The sequence below is a fragment of the Streptomyces sp. NPDC051822 genome, from assembly GCF_044452745.1.
In the GTDB taxonomy this organism is placed as follows: Bacteria; Actinomycetota; Actinomycetes; order Streptomycetales; family Streptomycetaceae; genus Streptomyces.
Genome location: NZ_JBITBZ010000001.1, coordinates 1,250,109 through 1,269,840, shown reverse-complemented (window position 1 = coordinate 1,269,840; position 19,732 = coordinate 1,250,109). Strand labels below are relative to the sequence as shown.

Annotated in this window: 12 protein-coding genes; 4 read left to right on the top strand and 8 right to left on the bottom strand. The window is 73.1% G+C overall.

The genetic code is table 11. The annotated features are described in order from the left end of the window. The first annotated feature begins 90 nt into the window (after positions 1-90). Positions 91-597, top strand: a complete 507-nt coding sequence (locus ACIA8N_RS05705; RefSeq protein ID WP_365777688.1) for a DUF6912 family protein — start codon at positions 91-93, stop codon at positions 595-597. A gap of 67 nt (positions 598-664) precedes the next feature. Next, entirely contained in the window at positions 665-1,333 is a 669-nt protein-coding gene (locus ACIA8N_RS05700; protein ID WP_365777690.1) for an HAD hydrolase-like protein, read from the top strand. Between the two features lie 213 nt (positions 1,334-1,546). Here ACIA8N_RS05700 and ACIA8N_RS05695 read toward each other — a convergent pair whose 3' ends face one another. Beyond that, complete coding sequence (locus tag ACIA8N_RS05695; protein ID WP_365777692.1) at positions 1,547-2,101, bottom strand: DJ-1/PfpI family protein; 555 nt, start codon at positions 2,099-2,101, stop codon at positions 1,547-1,549. A gap of 431 nt (positions 2,102-2,532) precedes the next feature. Here ACIA8N_RS05695 and ACIA8N_RS05690 point away from each other — a divergent pair, with 431 nt between their 5' ends. Then, the gene (locus tag ACIA8N_RS05690) at positions 2,533-7,494 is read left to right on the top strand and encodes an NAD-glutamate dehydrogenase (RefSeq protein WP_365777694.1); all 4,962 of its coding nucleotides are present in this window, start codon (positions 2,533-2,535) and stop codon (positions 7,492-7,494) included. A gap of 99 nt (positions 7,495-7,593) precedes the next feature. Here the strand turns inward: ACIA8N_RS05690 and ACIA8N_RS05685 are convergent, their stop codons facing one another. From ACIA8N_RS05685 to ACIA8N_RS05675, 3 genes are read right to left on the bottom strand one after another with little or no spacing between them, the layout of a single operon-like run. Then, a complete protein-coding gene (locus tag ACIA8N_RS05685) occupies positions 7,594-8,910 on the bottom strand; it encodes a glycosyltransferase 87 family protein (RefSeq protein WP_365777696.1) in 1,317 nt (438 codons plus the stop codon). 42 nt (positions 8,911-8,952) lie between these two features. Next, a complete protein-coding gene (locus tag ACIA8N_RS05680; protein ID WP_399415771.1) occupies positions 8,953-9,672 on the bottom strand; it encodes an ABC transporter ATP-binding protein in 720 nt (239 codons plus the stop codon). A gap of 22 nt (positions 9,673-9,694) precedes the next feature. Beyond that, complete coding sequence (locus tag ACIA8N_RS05675; protein ID WP_365777700.1) at positions 9,695-10,615, bottom strand: ABC transporter permease; 921 nt, start codon at positions 10,613-10,615, stop codon at positions 9,695-9,697. Between the two features lie 145 nt (positions 10,616-10,760). On the opposite strand from ACIA8N_RS05675, the gene ACIA8N_RS05670 reads away from it, so the two are divergent. Beyond that, positions 10,761-11,369, top strand: coding sequence for a TetR/AcrR family transcriptional regulator (locus ACIA8N_RS05670; RefSeq protein WP_365777702.1), 609 nt, complete (start codon positions 10,761-10,763; stop codon positions 11,367-11,369). Positions 11,370-11,506: 137 nt separating this feature from the next. On the opposite strand, the gene ACIA8N_RS05665 is transcribed toward ACIA8N_RS05670, so the two are convergent. From ACIA8N_RS05665 to ACIA8N_RS05650, 4 genes are all read right to left on the bottom strand, one after another. Then, a complete protein-coding gene (locus ACIA8N_RS05665; protein WP_365777704.1) occupies positions 11,507-12,400 on the bottom strand; it encodes a carbohydrate ABC transporter permease in 894 nt (297 codons plus the stop codon). Next, complete coding sequence (locus ACIA8N_RS05660) at positions 12,397-13,755, bottom strand: carbohydrate ABC transporter permease (protein WP_399415725.1); 1,359 nt, start codon at positions 13,753-13,755, stop codon at positions 12,397-12,399. Before ACIA8N_RS05660 ends, ACIA8N_RS05665 begins: the two co-directional genes overlap by 4 nt. A 9-nt stretch (positions 13,756-13,764) precedes the next feature. Beyond that, on the bottom strand, positions 13,765-15,129 hold the full coding sequence (locus ACIA8N_RS05655) for an ABC transporter substrate-binding protein (RefSeq protein WP_365777708.1): 1,365 nt from the start codon (positions 15,127-15,129) through the stop codon (positions 13,765-13,767). 124 nt (positions 15,130-15,253) lie between these two features. Then, a complete protein-coding gene (locus ACIA8N_RS05650) occupies positions 15,254-19,447 on the bottom strand; it encodes an FtsK/SpoIIIE domain-containing protein (RefSeq protein ID WP_365777710.1) in 4,194 nt (1,397 codons plus the stop codon). Positions 19,448-19,732 lie beyond the last annotated feature (285 nt).

Genomic DNA, 19,732 nt, shown 5'->3' with positions numbered 1-19,732 from the left:
CGGTGGACGCGGGCGGTGAGCGGGCGGGAACCCCGAAGGGGGACTCCGCACGTATCCTGAGGGCCTCTCCGACTACGAAAGCGGCCAGCCATGCGCGTGTACGTCCCCCTGACCCTCCCCGGTCTCGCACAGGCGCACAAGGCGGGCGAGCTGGGCCCCGGCCCGCTGACGGCCTACGCCGTCACCCCCGCCCTGCGCGAGTGGTACGTCTCCGACGACATCGAGGAGCTGGAGTACGCGGCGCTCAACCGGGCCGCGTCCGCCTCCCTGCGCCTCGTGGCCGGCGACCCCGACGCCCCCCGGCGCCGGATCGTCGTCGCCGTGGACGTGGCCGACAAGGACGCGGCCACGGACCCCGACCGCGGGCTCGACGCGGGCTCCGTCGGCGAGGTCCGCATCGCCGGGGCCGTCCCGCTCGCCAAGGCGGCCGCGGTGCACGCCGACGCGGACGACGCGGAGGCCGACGTGACGGCCGCCGCCGCCGCGCTGGGGGCGGCGGACCAGGGCGACGACGACGCGCAGTTCGTCGTGGACGGGGCCGAGGACCACGAGCTGCTGTGGTTCGGGGTGCAGGAGATCCCCGAGCTGCTGGGCTGAGCGGACCGGAGCCACCCGGAGCCACCGCCGAGTCTTCGCTGTCGGACCCGCCGGGTACCTTCTTGGGATGGGGAAGCGCGACGGCTTGCGCGGCAAGCATCTGGTCTGGGACTGGAACGGCACACTGCTCGACGACATCGGCGCGGTCATCGGGGCGACCAATGCCGCCTTCGCCGAGCTCGGGCTCGAACCGATCACCCTGGCGCGGTACCGGGAGCTGTACACGGTGCCGGTACCCAAGTTCTACGAGCGGCTCATGGGGCGGCTGCCCACCGACGCGGAATGGATCGTCATGGACGACGCCTTCCACCGGCACTACTGGCAGCGCGCCGAGGACTGCGGGCTGACCTCCGGTGCCGCCGAGCTGCTCGCGGCGCGGCAGGCGTCCGGGTTCACGCAGTCGCTGCTGTCCCTCGCGCCGCACGCGCAGCTGGTACCGCTGGTGCGGCGGCACGGGATCGCCGAGCGGTTCCTGCGCATGGACGGGCGCGTGGACACCTCGACGGACGGGAAGTCCGGGCACATGGTGCGGCACCTGGCGGCGCTTCGCGTCACCGCGGAGCGGGTCGTCGTCATCGGTGACGCGGCGGACGACGCGGTGGCGGCGGCGCATGTGGGGGCGCGGGCGGTGCTGTACACCGGGGGGTCGCACAGCCGGGCGTCGCTCTCGCGGGTCGGGGTGCCGGTGGTCGACTCCTTGGAGGAGGCGGTGGCTGTCGCGGAGGAGCTGGTCTGACGGGCGACGGCCGGCCGGTGGGTGGTGCGGGCTGTGGGGCCGGGTGCGGCCCGGAGGGTGGTTGTGCCCACCCTCCCCCAAGCTCTCGGCTTCGCTAGAGCAGGGGGCACCCCCCATCGCCCCGGCGGAACGCATGCCCACAACCACGCCAGACGGGCGGCGTCAGCCGGCGGCCGCGCCGAGTGGCGTCAGCCCACACCCCACAGGGCGGGGTCAGGCCTTTGCGCGGAGGACCTTCAGGAATTCGCGCATCCAGGTCGGGTGGTCCGGCCAGGCCCTGGAGGAGACCAGGAGGCCGTCCACGACCGCCGCGCTGTCCTGGAAGGTCGCGCCGGCCGCCTGCATGTCGAGTTCGAGCGCCGGGTACGCCGTGACCCGGCGGCCCTCCAGGCCGCCGACCGCCGCCGTCAGAAGCGGGCCGTGGCAGATCTGGGCCACCGGCTTGTCCGCGTCGAAGAAGGCCTTGAGGACCTTGCGGAGCTCCGGGTCGTTGCGCAGGTACTCCGGCGCCCGGCCGCCCGGGATCACCACCGCCACGTACGCGCCCGGATCGACCTCCGAGAAGGCCAGGTCGGCGGGCCAGGTGTAGCCGGGCTTCTCGGTGTACGTGTCGAAGCCGGGTTCGAAGTCGTGGACCACGAACCGGAGCTGCTTGCGCGCCGGGGCCGCGATGTCGACCTCGTATCCCTCTTCGAGCAGTCGCTGGTAGGGGTACAACACCTCCAGTGACTCAGCCGCGTCCCCGGTCACGATCAGGATCTTCGCCATGGCTCTCCCAGATCACAGATGGTCGGTCTGCCGTGCCGTGCCCATGCTCGGGTACACGCTGCCCGTGGCGGGGCACTTTGCCAAGAGGACATGTGTCGCTGTCCATAACGTCAAACTTCCACCCCCTCTTTTGTACACATACGGACCATGACGGCCCGGGGGTCGAGGACGATAGGCTTTTCCCGTGATCAGCGCGATACGCCGAGGGGGCAATGCAGCCCCCGGCTGCCGCCCGGCCCGCGACAGCGGCCGGGCCGACCGTGCGTTCGCCGATCCTCTCCGTCCGGGCGCGCCGCGCTCTGTGGCCGATAACGACCCGGGCATCTCTCATCCGGGCATAACGTCGACTTCGACCGGAATCACCGCGTCGTGGCGTTGTCCCCTTCCTTCCACCGACGTCACGCAACGGCGCGCGACCAGGAGTCAGAGGCATGCAGACCAAGCTGGACGAAGCCAAGGCCGAGCTGCTCGAAAGGGCTGCCCGGGTAGCTGAGCACAGCCCGGTCGGGGGGCGACTTCCGACGGGCCCGGAGGGTGAGCGCCCGGACCGGGACGCTGTGCTCGAGTACCTCCAGCGCTACTACCTGCACACGGCGCCGGAGGACCTCGGCGACCGGGACCCGGTCGACGTGTTCGGTGCCGCGCTCTCTCACTACCGGCTCGCGGAGAACCGCCCGCAGGGCACCGCGAACGTGCGCGTCCACACTCCGACGGTCGAGGAGAACGGCTGGACGAGCAGCCACTCCGTCGTCGAGGTCGTCACCGACGACATGCCGTTCCTCGTCGACTCGGTCACCAACGAGCTGTCCCGCCAGGGCCGCGGCATCCACGTCGTTATCCACCCGCAGGTCCTCGTCCGCCGTGACGTGGCCGGCAAGCTGATCGAGGTCCTCTCGGCCCAGATCCACGGCGAGCTGCCGCACGACGCGCTCACCGAGTCCTGGATCCACGTCGAGATCGACCGCGAGACCGACCGCGCCGACCTCAAGCAGATCACCGCCGACCTGCTGCGCGTCCTGTCCGACGTCCGCGAGACGGTCGAGGACTGGGAGAAGATGCGCGATGCCGCCCTGCGCATCGCCGACGGCCTCCCCGACGAGCCCACCGCGTCCGACCTGCGCCCCACCGAGGTGGAGGAGGCCCGCGAGCTGCTGCGCTGGCTCGCCGACGACCACTTCACCTTCCTCGGCTTCCGCGAGTACGAGCTGGTCAACGGTGACGCCCTGTCCGCCGTCCCCGGCACCGGCCTCGGCATCCTGCGCTCCGACCCGCACCACAGCGGCGACGACGAGGGCCACCACGCCCACCCCGTCTCGCCGTCCTTCAGCCGGCTGCCCGCCGACGCCCGCGCCAAGGCGCGCGAGCACAAGCTGCTGATCCTGACGAAGGCCAACAGCCGGGCGACCGTGCACCGCCCCTCGTACCTCGACTACGTCGGCGTGAAGAAGTTCGACGCCGACGGCAACGTCGTCGGCGAGCGCCGCTTCCTCGGCCTGTTCTCCTCGGCCGCCTACACCGAGTCCGTCCGCCGGGTCCCGGTCGTCAAGCGCAAGGTCCAGGAGGTCCTGGAGGGCGCCGGCTTCTCGCCCAACAGCCACGACGGCCGCGACCTGCTCCAGATCCTGGAGACGTACCCCCGCGACGAGCTGTTCCAGACCCCGGTCGACCAGCTCCAGGCCATCGTCACCAGCGTCCTGTACCTGCAGGAGCGGCGCCGGCTGCGCCTCTACCTGCGCCAGGACGAGTACGGCCGCTACTACTCGGCCCTCGTCTACCTGCCGCGCGACCGCTACACGACCCGCGTCCGGCTGCGGATCATCGACATCCTGAAGGAGGAGCTCGGCGGCACCAGCGTCGACTTCACCGCCTGGAACACCGAGTCGATCCTGTCCCGGCTGCACTTCGTCGTCCGCGTCAAGCCCGGCACCGAGCTGGCGAAGCTCACCGACGCCGACGTCGACCGCATCGAGGCCCGGCTCGTCGACGCCGCCCGCTCCTGGGCCGACGGCTTCGGCGAGGCGCTCAACGCCGAGCTGGGCGAGGAGCGCGCCGCCGAGCTGCTGCGCCGCTACGGCAACGCCTTCCCCGAGGGCTACAAGGCCGACCACTCGCCGCGCGCGGCCGTCGCCGACCTCGTCCACCTGGAGGCGCTGGCCCGGACCGAGGGCAAGGACTTCGCGCTCTCCCTGTACGAGCCGGTCGTCGCGGGCCCCGGCGAGCGACGCTTCAAGATCTACAAGACGGGCGACCCGATCTCCCTGTCCGCCGTCCTGCCGGTGCTCAACCGGCTCGGCGTCGAGGTCACCGACGAGCGCCCGTACGAGCTGCGCTGCGCCGACCGCACGCACGCCTGGGTCTACGACTTCGGTCTGCGGCTGCCCGCCCCGACCGGCAACGGCCTCTCCTTCGGCGACGACGCCCGGGAGCGTTTCCAGGAGGCCTTCGCCGCCACCTGGATGGGCCAGGCGGAGAACGACAACTTCAACTCGCTCGTCCTCTCCGCCGGGCTCACCTGGCGCCAGGCGATGGTGCTGCGCGCCTACGCCAAGTACCTGCGCCAGGCCGCGTCGACGTTCAGCCAGGACTACATGGAGGACACTCTCCGCAACAACGTCCACACCACCCGGCTGCTCGTCTCCCTCTTCGAGGCCCGGATGGCCCCGGAGCGCCAGCGCGCCGGCACCGAGCTGACCGACGGCATCCTGGAGGAGCTGGACGGCGCCCTCGACCAGGTCGCGAGCCTGGACGAGGACCGGATCCTGCGGTCCTTCCTCGCCGTCATCAAGGCCACGCTGCGGACCAACTTCTTCCAGAAGGACGCGAGCGGCGAGCAGCACTCCTACGTGTCGATGAAGTTCGACCCGCAGGCCATCCCCGATCTGCCGGCCCCGCGCCCCGCCTTCGAGATCTGGGTGTACTCCCCGCGCGTCGAGGGCGTCCACCTGCGCTTCGGCAAGGTCGCCCGAGGCGGTCTGCGCTGGTCGGACCGGCGAGAGGACTTCCGTACGGAGATCCTCGGCCTGGTCAAGGCGCAGATGGTGAAGAACACCGTCATCGTGCCGGTCGGCGCCAAGGGCGGCTTCGTCGCCAAGCAGCTCCCGGACCCGTCCGTGGACCGGGACGCCTGGCTGGCCGAGGGCATCGCCTCGTACAAGACCTTCATCTCGGCGCTGCTCGACATCACCGACAACCTGGTCGCGGGCGAGGTCGTGCCGCCGGTCGACGTGGTCCGCCACGACGAGGACGACACCTACCTCGTGGTCGCCGCAGACAAGGGCACCGCGACCTTCTCCGACATCGCCAACGGGGTCGCCGAGTCGTACGGCTTCTGGCTCGGTGACGCCTTCGCCTCCGGCGGTTCCGCCGGCTACGACCACAAGGGCATGGGCATCACCGCCCGCGGCGCCTGGGAGTCCGTCAAGCGCCACTTCCGCGAGCTGGGCCACGACACCCAGACCGAGGACTTCACGGTCGTCGGCGTCGGCGACATGTCCGGCGACGTCTTCGGCAACGGCATGCTGCTGAGCGAGCACATCCGGCTCGTCGCCGCCTTCGACCACCGGCACATCTTCATCGACCCGGACCCGGACGCGGCCGTCTCGTACGCCGAGCGCCGCCGGCTCTTCGAGCTGCCCCGCTCGTCGTGGGCGGACTACGACCCGGCGCTGCTCTCCGCGGGCGGTGGCATCCACGCCCGCAGCGCCAAGTCGATCCCGGTCAACGCGCACGTCAGGGCCGCCCTCGGCATCGAGGACGGCGTGACCAAGATGACCCCGGCCGAGCTGATGAAGGCGGTGCTCCACGCGCCCGTCGACCTGCTGTGGAACGGCGGCATCGGCACGTACGTCAAGTCCTCCGTCGAGTCCAACGCCGACGTCGGCGACAAGGCCAACGACGCCATCCGCGTCGACGGCCAGGACGTCCGCGCCAAGGTCATCGGCGAGGGCGGCAACCTCGGCGCGACCCAGCTGGGCCGCATCGAGTTCGCCCGGGTCGGCGGCCCCGAGGGCCACGGCGGCAAGGTCAACACCGACGCCATCGACAACAGCGCCGGCGTCGACACCTCCGACCACGAGGTCAACATCAAGATCCTGCTCAACGGGCTCGTCGCCGAGGGCGACATGACCGTCAAGCAGCGCAACAAGATCCTCGCGGAGATGACCGACGAGGTCGGCACGCTCGTCCTGCGCAACAACTACGCGCAGAACACCGCCCTCGCCAACGCCGTCGCCCAGTCGCCGTCCCTCCTCCACGCCCACCAGCGGTACATGCGCCGCCTGGGCCGCGACGGCAGCCTCGACCGCTCCCTGGAGTTCCTGCCCAACGACCGGCAGATCCGCGAGCTGCTCAACACCAACCGGGGCCTGAGCCAGCCGGAGCTCGCCGTCCTCCTCGCGTACACCAAGATCACGGTGGCCGACGAGCTGATCGGCACGGAGCTGCCGGACGACCCGTACCTGCGCGGGCTGCTCCACGCGTACTTCCCGACGCTGCTGCGCGAGAAGTTCACCGAGGCCGTCGACAACCACGCGCTGCGCCGCGAGATCATCACCACGATCCTGGTCAACGACACCGTCAACACCGGTGGCTCGACCTTCCTGCACCGCCTCCGCGAGGAGACCGGCGCGTCGATCGAGGAGATCGTCAGGGCGCAGACCGCCGCCCGTGTCGTCTTCCGGCTCAGCCAGGTGTGGGACGCCGTCGAGGCGCTCGACAACCGGGTGCCGGCCGAGGTCCAGACCCGGATGCGGCTGCACTCCCGCCGGCTCGTCGAGCGCGGCACGCGCTGGCTGCTCAACAACCGGCCGCAGCCGCTCCAGCTCAGCGAGACCATCGAGTTCTTCGCCGACCGCGTCGAGGAGGTCTGGGCGCAGCTGCCGTCGCTGCTGCGCGGCGCGGACCTGGAGTGGTACCAGTCGATCCTGGACGAGCTGACCGCGTTCGGTGTGCCGGAGGAGCTCGCGCTGCGGGTCGCCGGCTTCTCGTCCGCGTTCCCGATCCTCGACGTCGTGGCGATCGCGGACCGGACGGGCAAGGAGCCGCTCGCGGTGGCCGAGGTCTACTACGACCTGGCCGACCGGCTGCGGATCACCGACCTGATGGACCGGATCGTCGAGCTGCCGCGCAGCGACCGGTGGCAGTCGATGGCCCGCGCCTCGATCCGTGAGGACCTGTTCGCGGCGCACTCGGCGCTGACGGCGGACGTCCTGGCGGCCGGGAACGGCACGTCGAGCCCGGAGGAGCGGTTCAAGGACTGGGAGCAGAAGAACGCGGCGATCCTGGGCCGCGCGCGGACGACCCTGGAGGAGATCCAGGGTTCGGACACCTTCGACCTGGCGAACCTGTCGGTGGCGATGCGGACCATGCGCACGCTGCTGCGTACGCACAGCTAGGCATGCGTGAGGAAGGGCCCCGCCGGATGTCCGGCGGGGCCCTTCCGTCGTTCCTGGCCCCTGCGTCGCGCCGGGCTTCTCCGTCGTTCCGGCCTTACGTCATTCCGCGGTGGTGGTCATGACCGTCGAGGTCCAGAGGCGGCGGGCGGCGAGGAGGGCCGCCGCGAGCAGCAGGGCGTTGCGGAGCACCATCACGGCGATCCCCTGGGTGGTGCCCGCGATGACCTGGTCGTACAGGACGGGGTACGCGAGCGAGCTCAGCGCTGCGGCCGGCAGCAGGAGCAGCGCCACCGGGCGCATCACGGTGTCGCGGCAGGTCAGACAGACGGCGGCGAGTCCGAGCAGCCAGATCATGTACTGGGGGCTGATCACCCGGCTGGTGGCGGTGAACAGCAGGACGGCGGTGAGGGCCGCGTCGAGCGGGGTGGCGGGGGTCCAGCGGCGGGCCCGGAGGCGCCACAGGAGCAGCCAGCCGAAGGTGATGACGGTGAGCAGCAGGGCGAGGTGGCCGATGCTGGAGACGTACGGGCCGACGAACTCGAAGGCCCCGTAGCGGAACTCGACCCTGCCCGGCCAGGCGCCGGTGGCCTGGGCGAGCGCGAGGGCCGTGCCGCCGAGGGACTCGATCTGGATGCCCCGGTCGCCCTGCTGGCGCAGGAAGCCGAGGGGCCCGGAGAAGAAGAGCGCGAGGGTGGCGAGGAGGGCGAGGGCGGCGACGGCGGCGGCGGTCCAGGCCTCTTTGGTGGTACGGCCCCGGGGGGTGCCGATCAGGGCGAGCACCGGCCAGACCTTGACCATGGCGCCGATCCCGGCGAGCGCGCCGCCGAGCCGGTGGGCGGCGGTGGAGCGGCCGCCGAGGGCGAGCAGGGCGAGGACGGCGAGGGCGGTGGTCTGGACGTCGTACCGGGCGAGCGGCAGGTGGAGGAGGAGGGGCAGGCCGCAGACCCAGAACCAGGCGCCGTGGGTGAGCCGGGCGCTGTCCGCGCGGGCGAGGGCGCAGGCGATGACCGCGTCGGCGAGGAGGGCGAGGGCGACGAACGCCTGGAAGTAGGTCAGCCAGGGGAGGATGCCCGGCGACATGATCACGAGCCCCGCGCCGGGCGGGTACTGCCAGGTGGCGTCGCCGGGCGGGAAGGTGCCCTGCGCGAACTGCCCGTACCAGTGGTGGTAGAGGTCCACCTCGCGGCCGACCCCGCCGATGCCGAGGGTGTCGCGGAGGAGCAGCAGGACCATGCCGACGCGGGTGAGCAGCCAGACGGAGGCGAGGGCGAGGTGGGGGCCGCCGCCGACCGCGACGAAGGTGGCGGAGGTGAAGGTGTCCGACTCGAAGGGGGAGCCGGTCAGCGCGGGGGGCTCGGTCCCGGTGCGCGGTGGCGGTTGCGGTGGCGGGGGCGACTGGGGGTGATCGTTCGTCATCCCACCGCACTGTAGACCGCTATGCCTTGTTTGCCCGGTTTCTCATGTCTGCCGTGTTTTCTCGGTCTGCCGTGTTTTCCCGGCTCCGGTGAACTCCTCGTACGCCGCCACCACCTCGCGCGCCGGGCCGTCCATCCGGAGCGTGCCGGCCTCCAGCCACAGTGCCCGCTCGCAGGTCTCCGTGATGGTGGAGTTCGAGTGGCTGACCAGGAACACCGTCCCCGCCTCCGCCCGCAGTTCGTCGATACGCCGTTGGCTGCGGCGGCGGAAGCGCGCGTCGCCGGTGGCCAGGGCCTCGTCGATGAGCAGGACGTCGTGGCTCTTCGCGGCGGCGATGGCGAACCGCAGCCGGGCCCCCATCCCGGAGGAGTACGTACGCATGGGACGGGAGACCGCGTCGTCCTTCTCGTTGATGCCGGAGAACTCCACGATGTCGTCGTAGCGCTCCCGGACCTCGGCGCGGCTCATGCCCATCGCGAGGCCGCCCAGGATCACGTTCCGCTCGCCCGTCAGATCACCCATCAGGGCCGCGTTGACGCCGAGGAGCGAGGGCTGCCCCTGGGTGTAGACCTGGCCGCGCTCGACGGGCTGGAGGCCCGCGACGGCCTTCAGGAGGGTGGATTTCCCAGATCCGTTCGAGCCGATCAGGCCAATCGCCTCGCCCCGGTACGCGACGAAGCTGACGCCCTTCACGGCGTGCACGCGCCGGGTGTCGGAGGGGCCGTTCCGGACCGTGTACGTGATGTGGACGCCGTCGGCCACGACGGTGGGTACGCGTTCGGTGTCAGCCACGTCCGTACGACTCCTCCGCCTTCCAGAACCAGATGAAACCGCCCCCGAAGGCCAGCAGGGCCCAGCCGGCGGCGAGTGCCCAGACGTGCGGCGGTAGCTGGGCCGAGGTGTAGCTCCCGATCAGCGCGAAGCGCATGAGGTCGATGTAGACGGCCGCCGGGTTGCACTGCAGGGCCAGCACCACGCCCGCGGGGAAGCGTCCGTCGCTCGCCAGGTTCTGGATCGACCACATGGCACCGGAGGCGTACATCCAGGTGCGCAGCACGAACGGCATCAGCTGCGAGACGTCCGGGAGGCGGGCGGCGAGCCGGGCCAGGACGAGCGCCGCGCCCGTGTTGAACAGGGACTGGAGGAACAGCGCGGGAATCACGAGGAGCCAGCTCGGGGCGGGGAACTCGCCGAAGCCGAACAGGATCACGACGAGCGGGGCGAGGGACAGCAGGAACTGCTGGAGCTGCTGCAGCGCGAGCGAGATCGGCAGGCTCGCGCGGGGGAAGTGGAGGGCGCGGACCAGGCCCAGGTTGCCGCTGATCGCCCGGGTGCCGGCGGTGAGCGTCTGGGAGGTGAAGGTCCACACGAAGATGCCGGTGATGAGGAAGGGGACGTAGTCGGGAACGCCGTGCTTGGCGTTCATCAGGACGCCGAAGATCGCGTAGTAGACGGCCGCGTTGAGCAGCGGGGTCATCAGCTGCCAGACCTGACCGAGGCGGGCCTGACTGTACTGCGCGGTCAGGCGGGCGCTCGCGAAGGCGGTGATGAAGGCGCGGCGGGACCAGAGCTGCCGGGCGTACGCCGGGAGGGAGGGGCGGGCGCCGCTCACGGTGAGGCCGTGGCGCAGGGCGAGGGCGCGGAGGTCCTGTGGGGGGGCCGGGGAAGGGAGGGCTTCCGGTGGGGCGAGGGTCTGGGGCGTCACGGGTGGGTCTTCCGACGAAGGGTGCGGGCATCCTCGGCGAAGCGATGGAACGGGTCCGTATCGTCGCTACGGGGACAGTAGGACTCCGGACGTCGGAACGCAACCGTATCGTCGTGACGCCATCGGGGCGTCGCCGTTGGCTAGGATGCCGTTCATGACCGATCCGACCCCCCGCCGCGCCCCCGCCGGCGCCGCCGTGCTCCGCGAGGACGTCACCGAGGCCATCCGCGCCGCCGTCTTCGAGGAGCTGGCCGCCGTCGGCTTCGCCCGGATGTCCATCGAGGGCATCGCGCGCCGCGCGGGAGTCGGCAAGACAGCCGTCTACCGGCGCTGGAAGTCCAAGCTCTCCCTCGTCCTCGACCTCGTCGGCGCCTTCGCCACCCAGGGCATGCCGACCCCCGCCACCGGCTCCCTTCACGGGGACGTGCGCGCCCTCCTCGAAGTGGCCTCGGGCGCCCTGCGCCACCCGGTCGCCTCCCAGGTCATCCCCGACCTGCTCGTCGAGGCCGCCCGGCACCCGGAGATCGCGGCGGCGGTCACCGCCGCGCTGCTCGACGGCCAGCAGGGCGTCGTCACCCGCATCGTCCGCGAGGCCGTCGCGCGCGGCGAACTCCCCGAGGGCACCGACCCGGGCCGCGCCCTCGACCTGATCGTCGGACCGCTGTACTGGCGGCTCGCCGTCGTCCGTACGGAACTTCCCCCGGAGTACGTGGACGATCTCGCGCGGTCGGCGGTGGCGGCGCTCACGGCGTGAGCCGCGGGCGCCCGGGAACTGAGCCGCCTGCGCCCCGGACTGAGCCGGTGCCGGCGGCGCCCCGGGCCCGAGCCGCGGACGGCAGGGCCCGAGGGGCGGGCGTCCGCGTGGGGGTGCTCCGCGTCCGCCGAGTACCGCTACTTCACCGCGCCCGCCATCACCCCCGAGGCGAACTGTCGCTGGAACGCGAAGAACACCACCAGCGGAATCACCATCGACACGAAGGCGCCCGGCGCGAGCACGTCCACGTTGTTGCCGAACTGCCGTACCTGCTGCTGGAGCGCCACCGTGATCGGCGGCGACTGCGAGTCCGCGAAGATCAGCGCGATCAGCATGTCGTTCCACACCCACAGGAACTGGAAGATGCCGAGCGAGGCGATCGCGGGACCGCCGAGCGGCAGCACCACCCGGGTGAAGAGGCGCACCTCGCCCGCCCCGTCCAGCCGCGCCGCTTCGAGCAGCTCGCGCGGGATCTCCGCGAAGAAGTTTCGCAGCAGGAAGATCGCGAACGGCAGACCGAAGGCCGTGTGGAAGAGCACCACCCCGAGGGTCGTCTCGAAGAGCCCCACCGCGCCGAAGAGCTTCGACACCGGCACCAGGGCCACCTGCACCGGGACCACGAGCAGGGCGACCACGCCGAGGAACCACCAGTCCCGGCCCGGGAACTCCAGCCACGCGAACGCGTACCCGGCGAACGAGCCGATGGCGAGCACGAGCAGGGTGGACGGGACGGTGATCATGACGGTGGAGGCGAGGGAGCCGGTGATCGTGTCGTTCGCGAGGAGATGCGTGTAGTTCTCGGTGGTCAGCCGGGCCGGGGCCGTGAACACCTGCCACCAGCCGCCCGACGCGATGTCCGAGGGCGAGCGCAGCGAGGAGAGCAGCAGCCCCACCGTCGGCAGCAGCCAGAACAGGCCGGTGAGCACGAGGAACACGCGTACCGCGCCCCCGGCGGCACGGGCGGCGATCCGCGCCACGGCGGTCCGGGTCCTGACGTCGGCGACGTCGGCGACGTCGGCGGAACGGCTCATCGGCGGGCCTCCCGGCGCAGGCGGCGGATGTTGAAGACCATCACCGGCACCACCAGGAGCAGCAGCAGGACGGCGATGGCCGAGCCGATCCCGAGATCGGCGTCCGTACCGAAGGACGAGCGGTACAGCTGGAGCGCGAGCACGTTCGCGTCGTCCTGGGCCGAGCCAGGCGCGATGACGAAGACCAGGTCGAAGACCTTGAGTACGTTGATCATCAAAGTCACCAGGACGACCGCGAGGACCGGCGCGAGCAGCGGCACCGTGATCCGGCGGAACACCTGCCACTCGTTGGCCCCATCGACCCGCGCCGCTTCGAGCAGCTCGCGCGGTACGGCGGCGAGACCGGCGCCGATGAGGACCATCGCGAACCCGGCCCACATCCACACGTACGCGCCGATGACCGCAGGGGTGACGAAAGACGGGCCCAGCCACTCCACGCCGTTGTACTGCTCCCGGAAGTTGCTCGCCGGAAGCCGCAGTACGGCTCCGTCCACCCGGTCGGCGGGCAGCGTGAACGTGCCGTCGGCGGCGGCCGTGGCCCTGGCGACGACCTCCCCGTCCCGTACGGCCTCGATCCGCAGCCCCGCCAGACCCAGTTCGGCCGGGTCGACGGCGTTCGGCCGCCCGCCGCCTCCCCGGGTGAAGTCCAGCCAGGCCGTACCGACGACCGTGCCCGCCTCGGGAGCGGCCTCCCGGGCCGGGCGGGCCTCCTCCGGCATCTGCGCCGGTGCCACCCCGATCAGCGGAAGCCGTACGGGCTCCCCGGCGCGCACCGGCTCCTCCGTGACGAACGCGCCGCCGCCGGCCGCCTTCAGCGGATGCACGGGCAGCGGCCGGGCCCGTGGGAAGCCGGAGGACTCGGCGAAGGTGTCGTGCACCCCCACCCAGACGGCGTTGGCGACCCCGCGGTCCGGGTCCTGCTCGTAGACGAGCCGGAAGATGATCCCGGCGGCGAGCATCGAGATCGCCATCGGCATGAAGACGACCAGCTTGAACGCCGTACCCCAGCGCACCCGTTCGGTGAGCACCGCGAAGACCAGACCGAGGGCGGTCGCCACGGCGGGAGCGAGAACCAGCCAGATCAGGTTGTTGCGGACGGCGGTGCGCAGGGAGTCGTCGGTGACGAGGGAGAGGTAGTTGTCCAGGCCGACGAAGGAGTCGCCGGAGCGGTCGAAGAGCGAGCGCTGGACGGAGTACCCGATCGGGTAGACCACGAGCGCGCCGAGCAGGAGCAGGGCGGGGAGCAGGAAGCCCGCGGCCACCGCCCTGCTTCTGCCGTTGTTCCTGTTCCTGTTCCGGCTGCTTCCGCTACTGCTACTGCTACTGCTCTTGCGGGTGGGGGCGGTGGTCGGCATGCCGGGACCTCAGCCCTTCGCCGCGGCCCGGTACGCCTTCTCCGCGTCCGCCTCGAGACGCGCCTGCGTGCCCGCGATGTCCTTCGGGTTCTTCAGGAAGTCCTGGAGCGCCTTCCACTCGCCCTTGCCCGGCGTCCCGCCGAACGACTGCGGCATCTGGTCCGACATGTCGAAGCGGAAGTCGTCACCGGCGCCGATGAGCGCCTTCGCGATCTCGCGCTGCACGTCGTTCGGGTACGCCGCCGGGTCCAGGTTCTTGTTGGGGGAGAGGAAGCCGCCCTCGGCCGCCCAGATCTTCGCCGCGTCCGGGGAGGCGAGGAAGGCGAGCAGTGCCTTCGCGCCCTTGGTGTCCTTGAGGGCAACGGCGGCGTCGCCCGCCGTCACCACGGGGCTGCTGCCCGAGCCGACGCTGGGGAAGGCGAAGACCTTCGCGTCCGTGCCGATCTTCGCCTCGGTCTGCGCGATGTTGACGGCGGCGAAGTCGCCCTCGAAGACCATCGCCCCCTTCGGCTGGTCGCCGCCGGTGAAGGTCTGCGTGACCGAGACCGGGTACTCCGTCTGCAGCGCCCCGCTCGTGCCGCCGGCGAGCAGCGCCGGCTTGCCGAACAGTTCGCCGAGCGTCGTCAGGGCAGCGGTGACCGAAGGGTCGGTCCACTTGATCGTGTGCTTCGCGAGCTGGTCGTACTTGGCCGGGCCTGCCTGCGAGAGGTAGATGTTCTCGAACCAGTCGGTGAGGGTCCAGCCGTCCGCGCCGCCCACCGAGACGGGGGTGACGCCGGAGGCCGAGATCGTCTCGGCCGTGGCCAGGAACTCCTTCCAGGTCTTCGGCTCGGTGGCGCCCGCGTTCTCGAAGACGGCGGAGTTGTACCAGACCAGGGACTTGTTGGCGGCCTTGAAGTAGACCCCGTACTGGGTGCCGTCGACCGCGCCGAGCTCCTGCCAGCCGCGCGAGTAGTTCGCCGCCAGCTGGGCCTCGGCCTCCGGGCCGACCGGCTTCAGCCACTTCTGGCCGGCGGCCTGCCGGATCGCGCCCACCTGCGGCAGCATCGCCACGTCCGGCGGCGAACCGCCCGCGATCTTCGTACCGAGGAAGTTCACGATCGGGTCCTGGGCCGGCACGAAGGTGACGGTCGCGCCGGTGCGCTTCTCGAACTCCTTCAGGACCTTGGTGAAGTTCTCCTGCTCGGGGCCCGTCCAGACAGCGGCGACCTCGATCTTCTCGCCCTTGAGGGGAAGCGCGCCGCCACTCGGCGCGGGATTCCCCTGCTCCTTCTCGTCTCCACCGCCGCCGCATGCCGCGAGGGCGAGTGCGGCGAGTGCGGCGAACGCCGTCATGGTCACCGCGGCCCTGCGTGGACGAAGAGTTGTACGCATCGCTGCCCCGTCTCTCCCGTGCGCTTCGCTGTCCCGTGCCGACAGGTCTACGCCGGGTGACGGGGGCCCCGCAATACCGCCTTCCGGGTCAAGAAGGCGATCGTTAGGGCCTCGTGACGTGCCGTCAGCCGTGTGTCGCGGGGGTGAGCGGGGGTACGGGGGTCGCCTCGACCGAGCGAGCCGCCCGGTCGAGCGCGCTCGCCAGGAGGGCCAGGTCCGTCGGTCCGTTGCCCAGCTCGCGGACCGGGCGGCGGGTGGGCGGGTCGCCCATCCGCTCCCACTCCAGCGGGACGACCGTCGGGCGGAGCGTCGCCGTCCGGGGGATCCGGCCGGTGACGCGGCCCGCCTGGAACGGGGTGACCCGGCCGTCCGGATGGCCGAGCCGCCCGCGCCCGGCCGCCGGTACGTCGGGCCCGGCGGTCACCGGGGGCGTGTCGAGCACGATCCGCAGCCGGGCCCCGTGGGCCAGCTCCGTGTCGGCGGTCCGGTCCGGGCGCGCGGAGGTCGCGACGAGGTGCACCCCGAGCCGCTCGCCGTTGCGCGCGACGGCCTCCAGGGCCCGTACGACGGACCCGGCGGCGGGCCGGCCGGAGGCGCCGAGCGCGGGCGCGACGAGGGCGTCGAAGTCGTCGACGAGGACGACGAGCCGGGGGAGGTGGGCGGGGTTGCCGGCCCGGACGGCGACCGGCTCGCCCACGACGGCCCGGTCGCCGACGGCGGGCCGGGGGATCCGGCCGGCGGTGTCGGCGCCCGGCGGGCGGCCGGTGCGGCCGGCCGCCTCGTCGGCCGTGGAGCGGGGGACACGGCCGCTCGGGCTGTCCGTGAGGTCTCCGTCGCCCGTGCGCAGGGTGCGGCTGCTGGGGCGGTCGTCCAGAGGGCCGCCGTCCCGCCGGGGCAGCCGCCCGCTGGGCGTGTCGCCCAGGAAGGCGTCACCGCCCGGACGCGTCCGCGCGCCGGCCCGCTCGTCGGGCGAACCGTCCACGGACCGGGGCACGCGTCCGCCGGGGTGGTGGGCGAGGTCGCCGTCACCCGTACGGAGGACCCGTCCGCTCGGGCGTCCGCCGACGTCGTCCCCCGGGTACCTGGTCCGCCCGCTGGCGCGCCCGCCGAGGTCGTCCGCTCCCGCGCGGGGCACGCGCCCGCCGGCGTGCTCGCCGAGGTCGCCGTCTCCCGTACGGAGCGTCCGGCTGCTGGGCCGCCCGCCGGGATCGTCCCCGGGGTACGCGGTCCGGTTGCTCGCCCTGCCGTCGAGGTCCCCGGGGTACGCCGTCCTGCCGCTCGGGCGTCCGCCGAGGTCGTCCGCCCCCGGGGTCCGGCCGCTCGGCCGGTGGTCGAGGTCCCCGGGGTACGCCGTCCTGCTGCTCGGGCGTCCGCCCAGGTCGTCGGCGCCGGGGTACGGGGTCCGGCCGCTCGGCCTGCCGTCGAGGTCTCCCGGGTACGGGGTCCTGCCGCTGGGCCGGCTGCCGAGGCTGTCGGCGGCGTCCGGGTACGGAGTGCGGCCGCTCGGGCGGCCGTCGAGCTCTCCGGAGTACGTGATCCGGCCACTTGGGCGGCCGCCCAGGTCCTCCGGCGGCGGGTACGGGTCGCCCGTGCGCCCGCTCCGGGTGCTCGGGAGGGCCCCGATCGTGCCGTCGCCCGTGCGCAGGGTCCGGCCGCTCGTGCGGCCGTCGAGATCGCCCGCTTCCTGGATCCGGACGGTCGCGCGAGCGCCCTGCGGCACGGACTCCGCCGCGCTCGGCGCGCGCTGGCCGATCATCCGGTCGGCGGCGGAGGGCGCCGTGCGGGGGCCCCGGCGGTCGGCGAAGTGACCGTCGCCGAGCAACTCGGCCCGGCGCTTCAGCTCCGCGCCGAGGGCCTGCGCGAACTCCCGCATCCGCACCGGGTCCGAGGCGACCAGGTGCTCGGTGACGTGCGGCAGTTCCGTACAGACCGCGAGTCCCTCGCCGCGCTCGCCGCCCGCCCCGTCCACCAGGAGCAGCCCGAGCCGGTCCGGGCGCCCGCCGGCCGCGAGCGAGGCGGCGATCGAGCGGAGCAGCTCCGTCCGTCCGCTTCCCGCCGGGCCCTCGATGAGCAGGTGCGGGCCCTCCCGGGTCAGGTCCACGGCCAGCGGGCCGCGCGGACCGGCGCCCAGGACGGCCGTGCCGTCACCGGCGGAGGCCCAGCGGGCCATCAGCGAGGCGGGGGTGGCCCGGGCGAGCCCGAGCTCGTCGAGGAGCCGTACCGCCGGGGGCAGCGCCGCGGCCCGGCCGTGCGGCTGCGCCGCCGTGTCCGTACGCAGCGGTGCCAGCGCGCGGCCGAACCGCTCGGCCCAGGCGACGGAGACCGCGTCGACCACGCCGACGGTGCCGTGGCCCGCGACCCGTCCGCCGGAGGTCCGCAGCAGCCGCAGCGCCGTCGCCACGTCGCCGCTGAGGAGCACGGCGGCCCCGCACTCGCGGAACGCGAAGGACGCGGCACACGCCGTCTCGTACGTGGCGGCCACCGGGGAGACCGGGGAGGCCGAGGGCGCCTCGGCGAGGCACAGGAGATGGATGCCGGCCGCCGCCCCGGCCCCGGCCAGGCGTGCCACCGTCTCGCGCAGCGCCGCCGAACCGGGGTCGCCGTCCACGACCACGACCGTCGTCGTCCCTTCGTGGTGGGCCGCGGCCTCGGCGACGGACGCGCGGTCGGCGCTGGGCCAGCCGGGACCGAGCGGACCGTCGTCGAGCCGCCGGGTCAGCTCCGCCGTACGGGCGTGGGCCTGCTCGCGGTCGTACGCCAGGAGCAGCCGGCAGTCCTGGCCGTGGGCGGGCCGGACGTGCGGGAGCCAGCCGAGCCAGCCCCAGGCGCGCCGCCGCTCGTCGAGCGAGCGGTTCCGGTCGGCGCTGATCAGCACGATCTCCAGATCGGCGGGGGAGTGCAGCGCGGCGAGCTGCGCGACCACCGACCGGGCGAGACCGGCGAGCCGGTCGGCGGGGCCCGCGAGGCCGAGGGAACCGGCCTCCCGCAGGTCCACGGTGACCGGGACGCCGGACAGTTCGGCGCGGTCCGTCGTGCCGAGCCGCACCACCAGGGCTTCGGGGTGGTCCTGACCGCGCTCCCAGAGCCGGGGTCCGGGGCCGAGGGCGGTGAGCAGGACGGTGGCCGGGTCGGGCCAGGTGTCGGCCGCCGGTACGGGCGCGGGGGCGCCGTCCCGCGCGTCGGCGGCGGTCCGGCGGCCGGCGTGGGTGTCCGGGGCCGTACGGGCGTCGGCGGCGGGTTCCGGCAGCTCCTCGCGTCCGCCGGCCAGGCGCCGGGCCCACGCGCCGAGTCCGCGCTTGCCCGCCGCACGGGCGGACGCGGCCTGAGGTGCCGGGGCGGCCGGGCCGTCGCCGGGGGCCTGGCGCGACGGGCGGGTCCTGCTGTGGGCCTCGCCACCGCTGTCGGATCCCTCGTACCCGCCGGGGTGGTCCCCCGCGCGCGCGTGGCCCGGGGATCCGGCGCCGTACGGGCCGTCGTACGTGTCCTGGACCGCGCCGTCGAACAGGACGCCGCCCGCGCCGCCGTGGGTGGTGTCGTCCGCGGGGCCCCGGGGAGCCGTGCCGGGCACGCCCGCGTGGACCGTCCTCGCGCTCCGGTCGGTCCGCTCGGTGGGGGCCGAAGCGTCGTGACCGTCCCGGCCGTCACCGTCCCGGCCGTTCGTCCCGACCGTGACCCGGAGGTGGCCCTCGCCGTCCGGTGCCGGGGTCCTCGCGCCCGTACCGCTGAGATCGTCGCCGGGGCCGGTCAGACGCAGGGCCGACTCGCCGAGACGCAGCAGCGCGCCCGGGCGGAACCGGACCGGGCGGTCGCCGACCGGTACGCCGTCGAGGGTCGTGCCGTTCGTCGAGCCGCGGTCGGCGACCGTGACCCGGCCGTCCTCGCCCACGGTCACCACGCAGTGCGCGCGGGAGACGTCCGGGTCGTCGAGCGGTACGTCGGCGTCGACGGAACGGCCGATTCTGATCGGTCCGCCGTGCAGCAGGTGCACCCCTCCGGCGTCCGGACCCGCCACCACGTGCAGCCGGGCGGCGGCCGTCTCGCCGGCGCGGTCGTCGGGGCCGGGGACCTGCAGGGAGAGCACCGCGCCGTCGACGAGCGGGGGTTCGCCGAGCACGCAGCGGCGGGTGTCGAGCCGCTCCGCGCCCGCGTAGAGCACGGTCGTGCCGGAGGCCGAGGTGTCGGGGCCCGTGACGGCGGCGGCGAGATTCGAGGCCACGGCGGCGAGCGCCGTCCCGGGCGGGGCCGTGACGAGCACGTCGCAGGTGCGCCCGGCGCCGTGGCCGGCGTACGGCGCGAGGACGGTCAGCCGGATCTGCATCGCCGTCAGCGGTCCCTTCTGCGCGAGATGCCGGCAGGGGAACCGCCCGTGTCGCCCCCCACCCGCACGGACGCGTCGCCCGGTACAGGTCGGCACGGCGCGGGGGCTCCCGACCCCACCGATGCGACGTGCTGGAGGCATCCTCGCACCTGCCACCGACAACCCGCCCCCGGGTCGGCCGGAAGTGATCTTGAATGGTCGGCTGTGGACGCAAAAGTGCCCGGTTGAGCATGCCTTCGGAACATGCGCGGCAACCGTCGCGGCCTCGGAAGCGTCTCCTTTCGG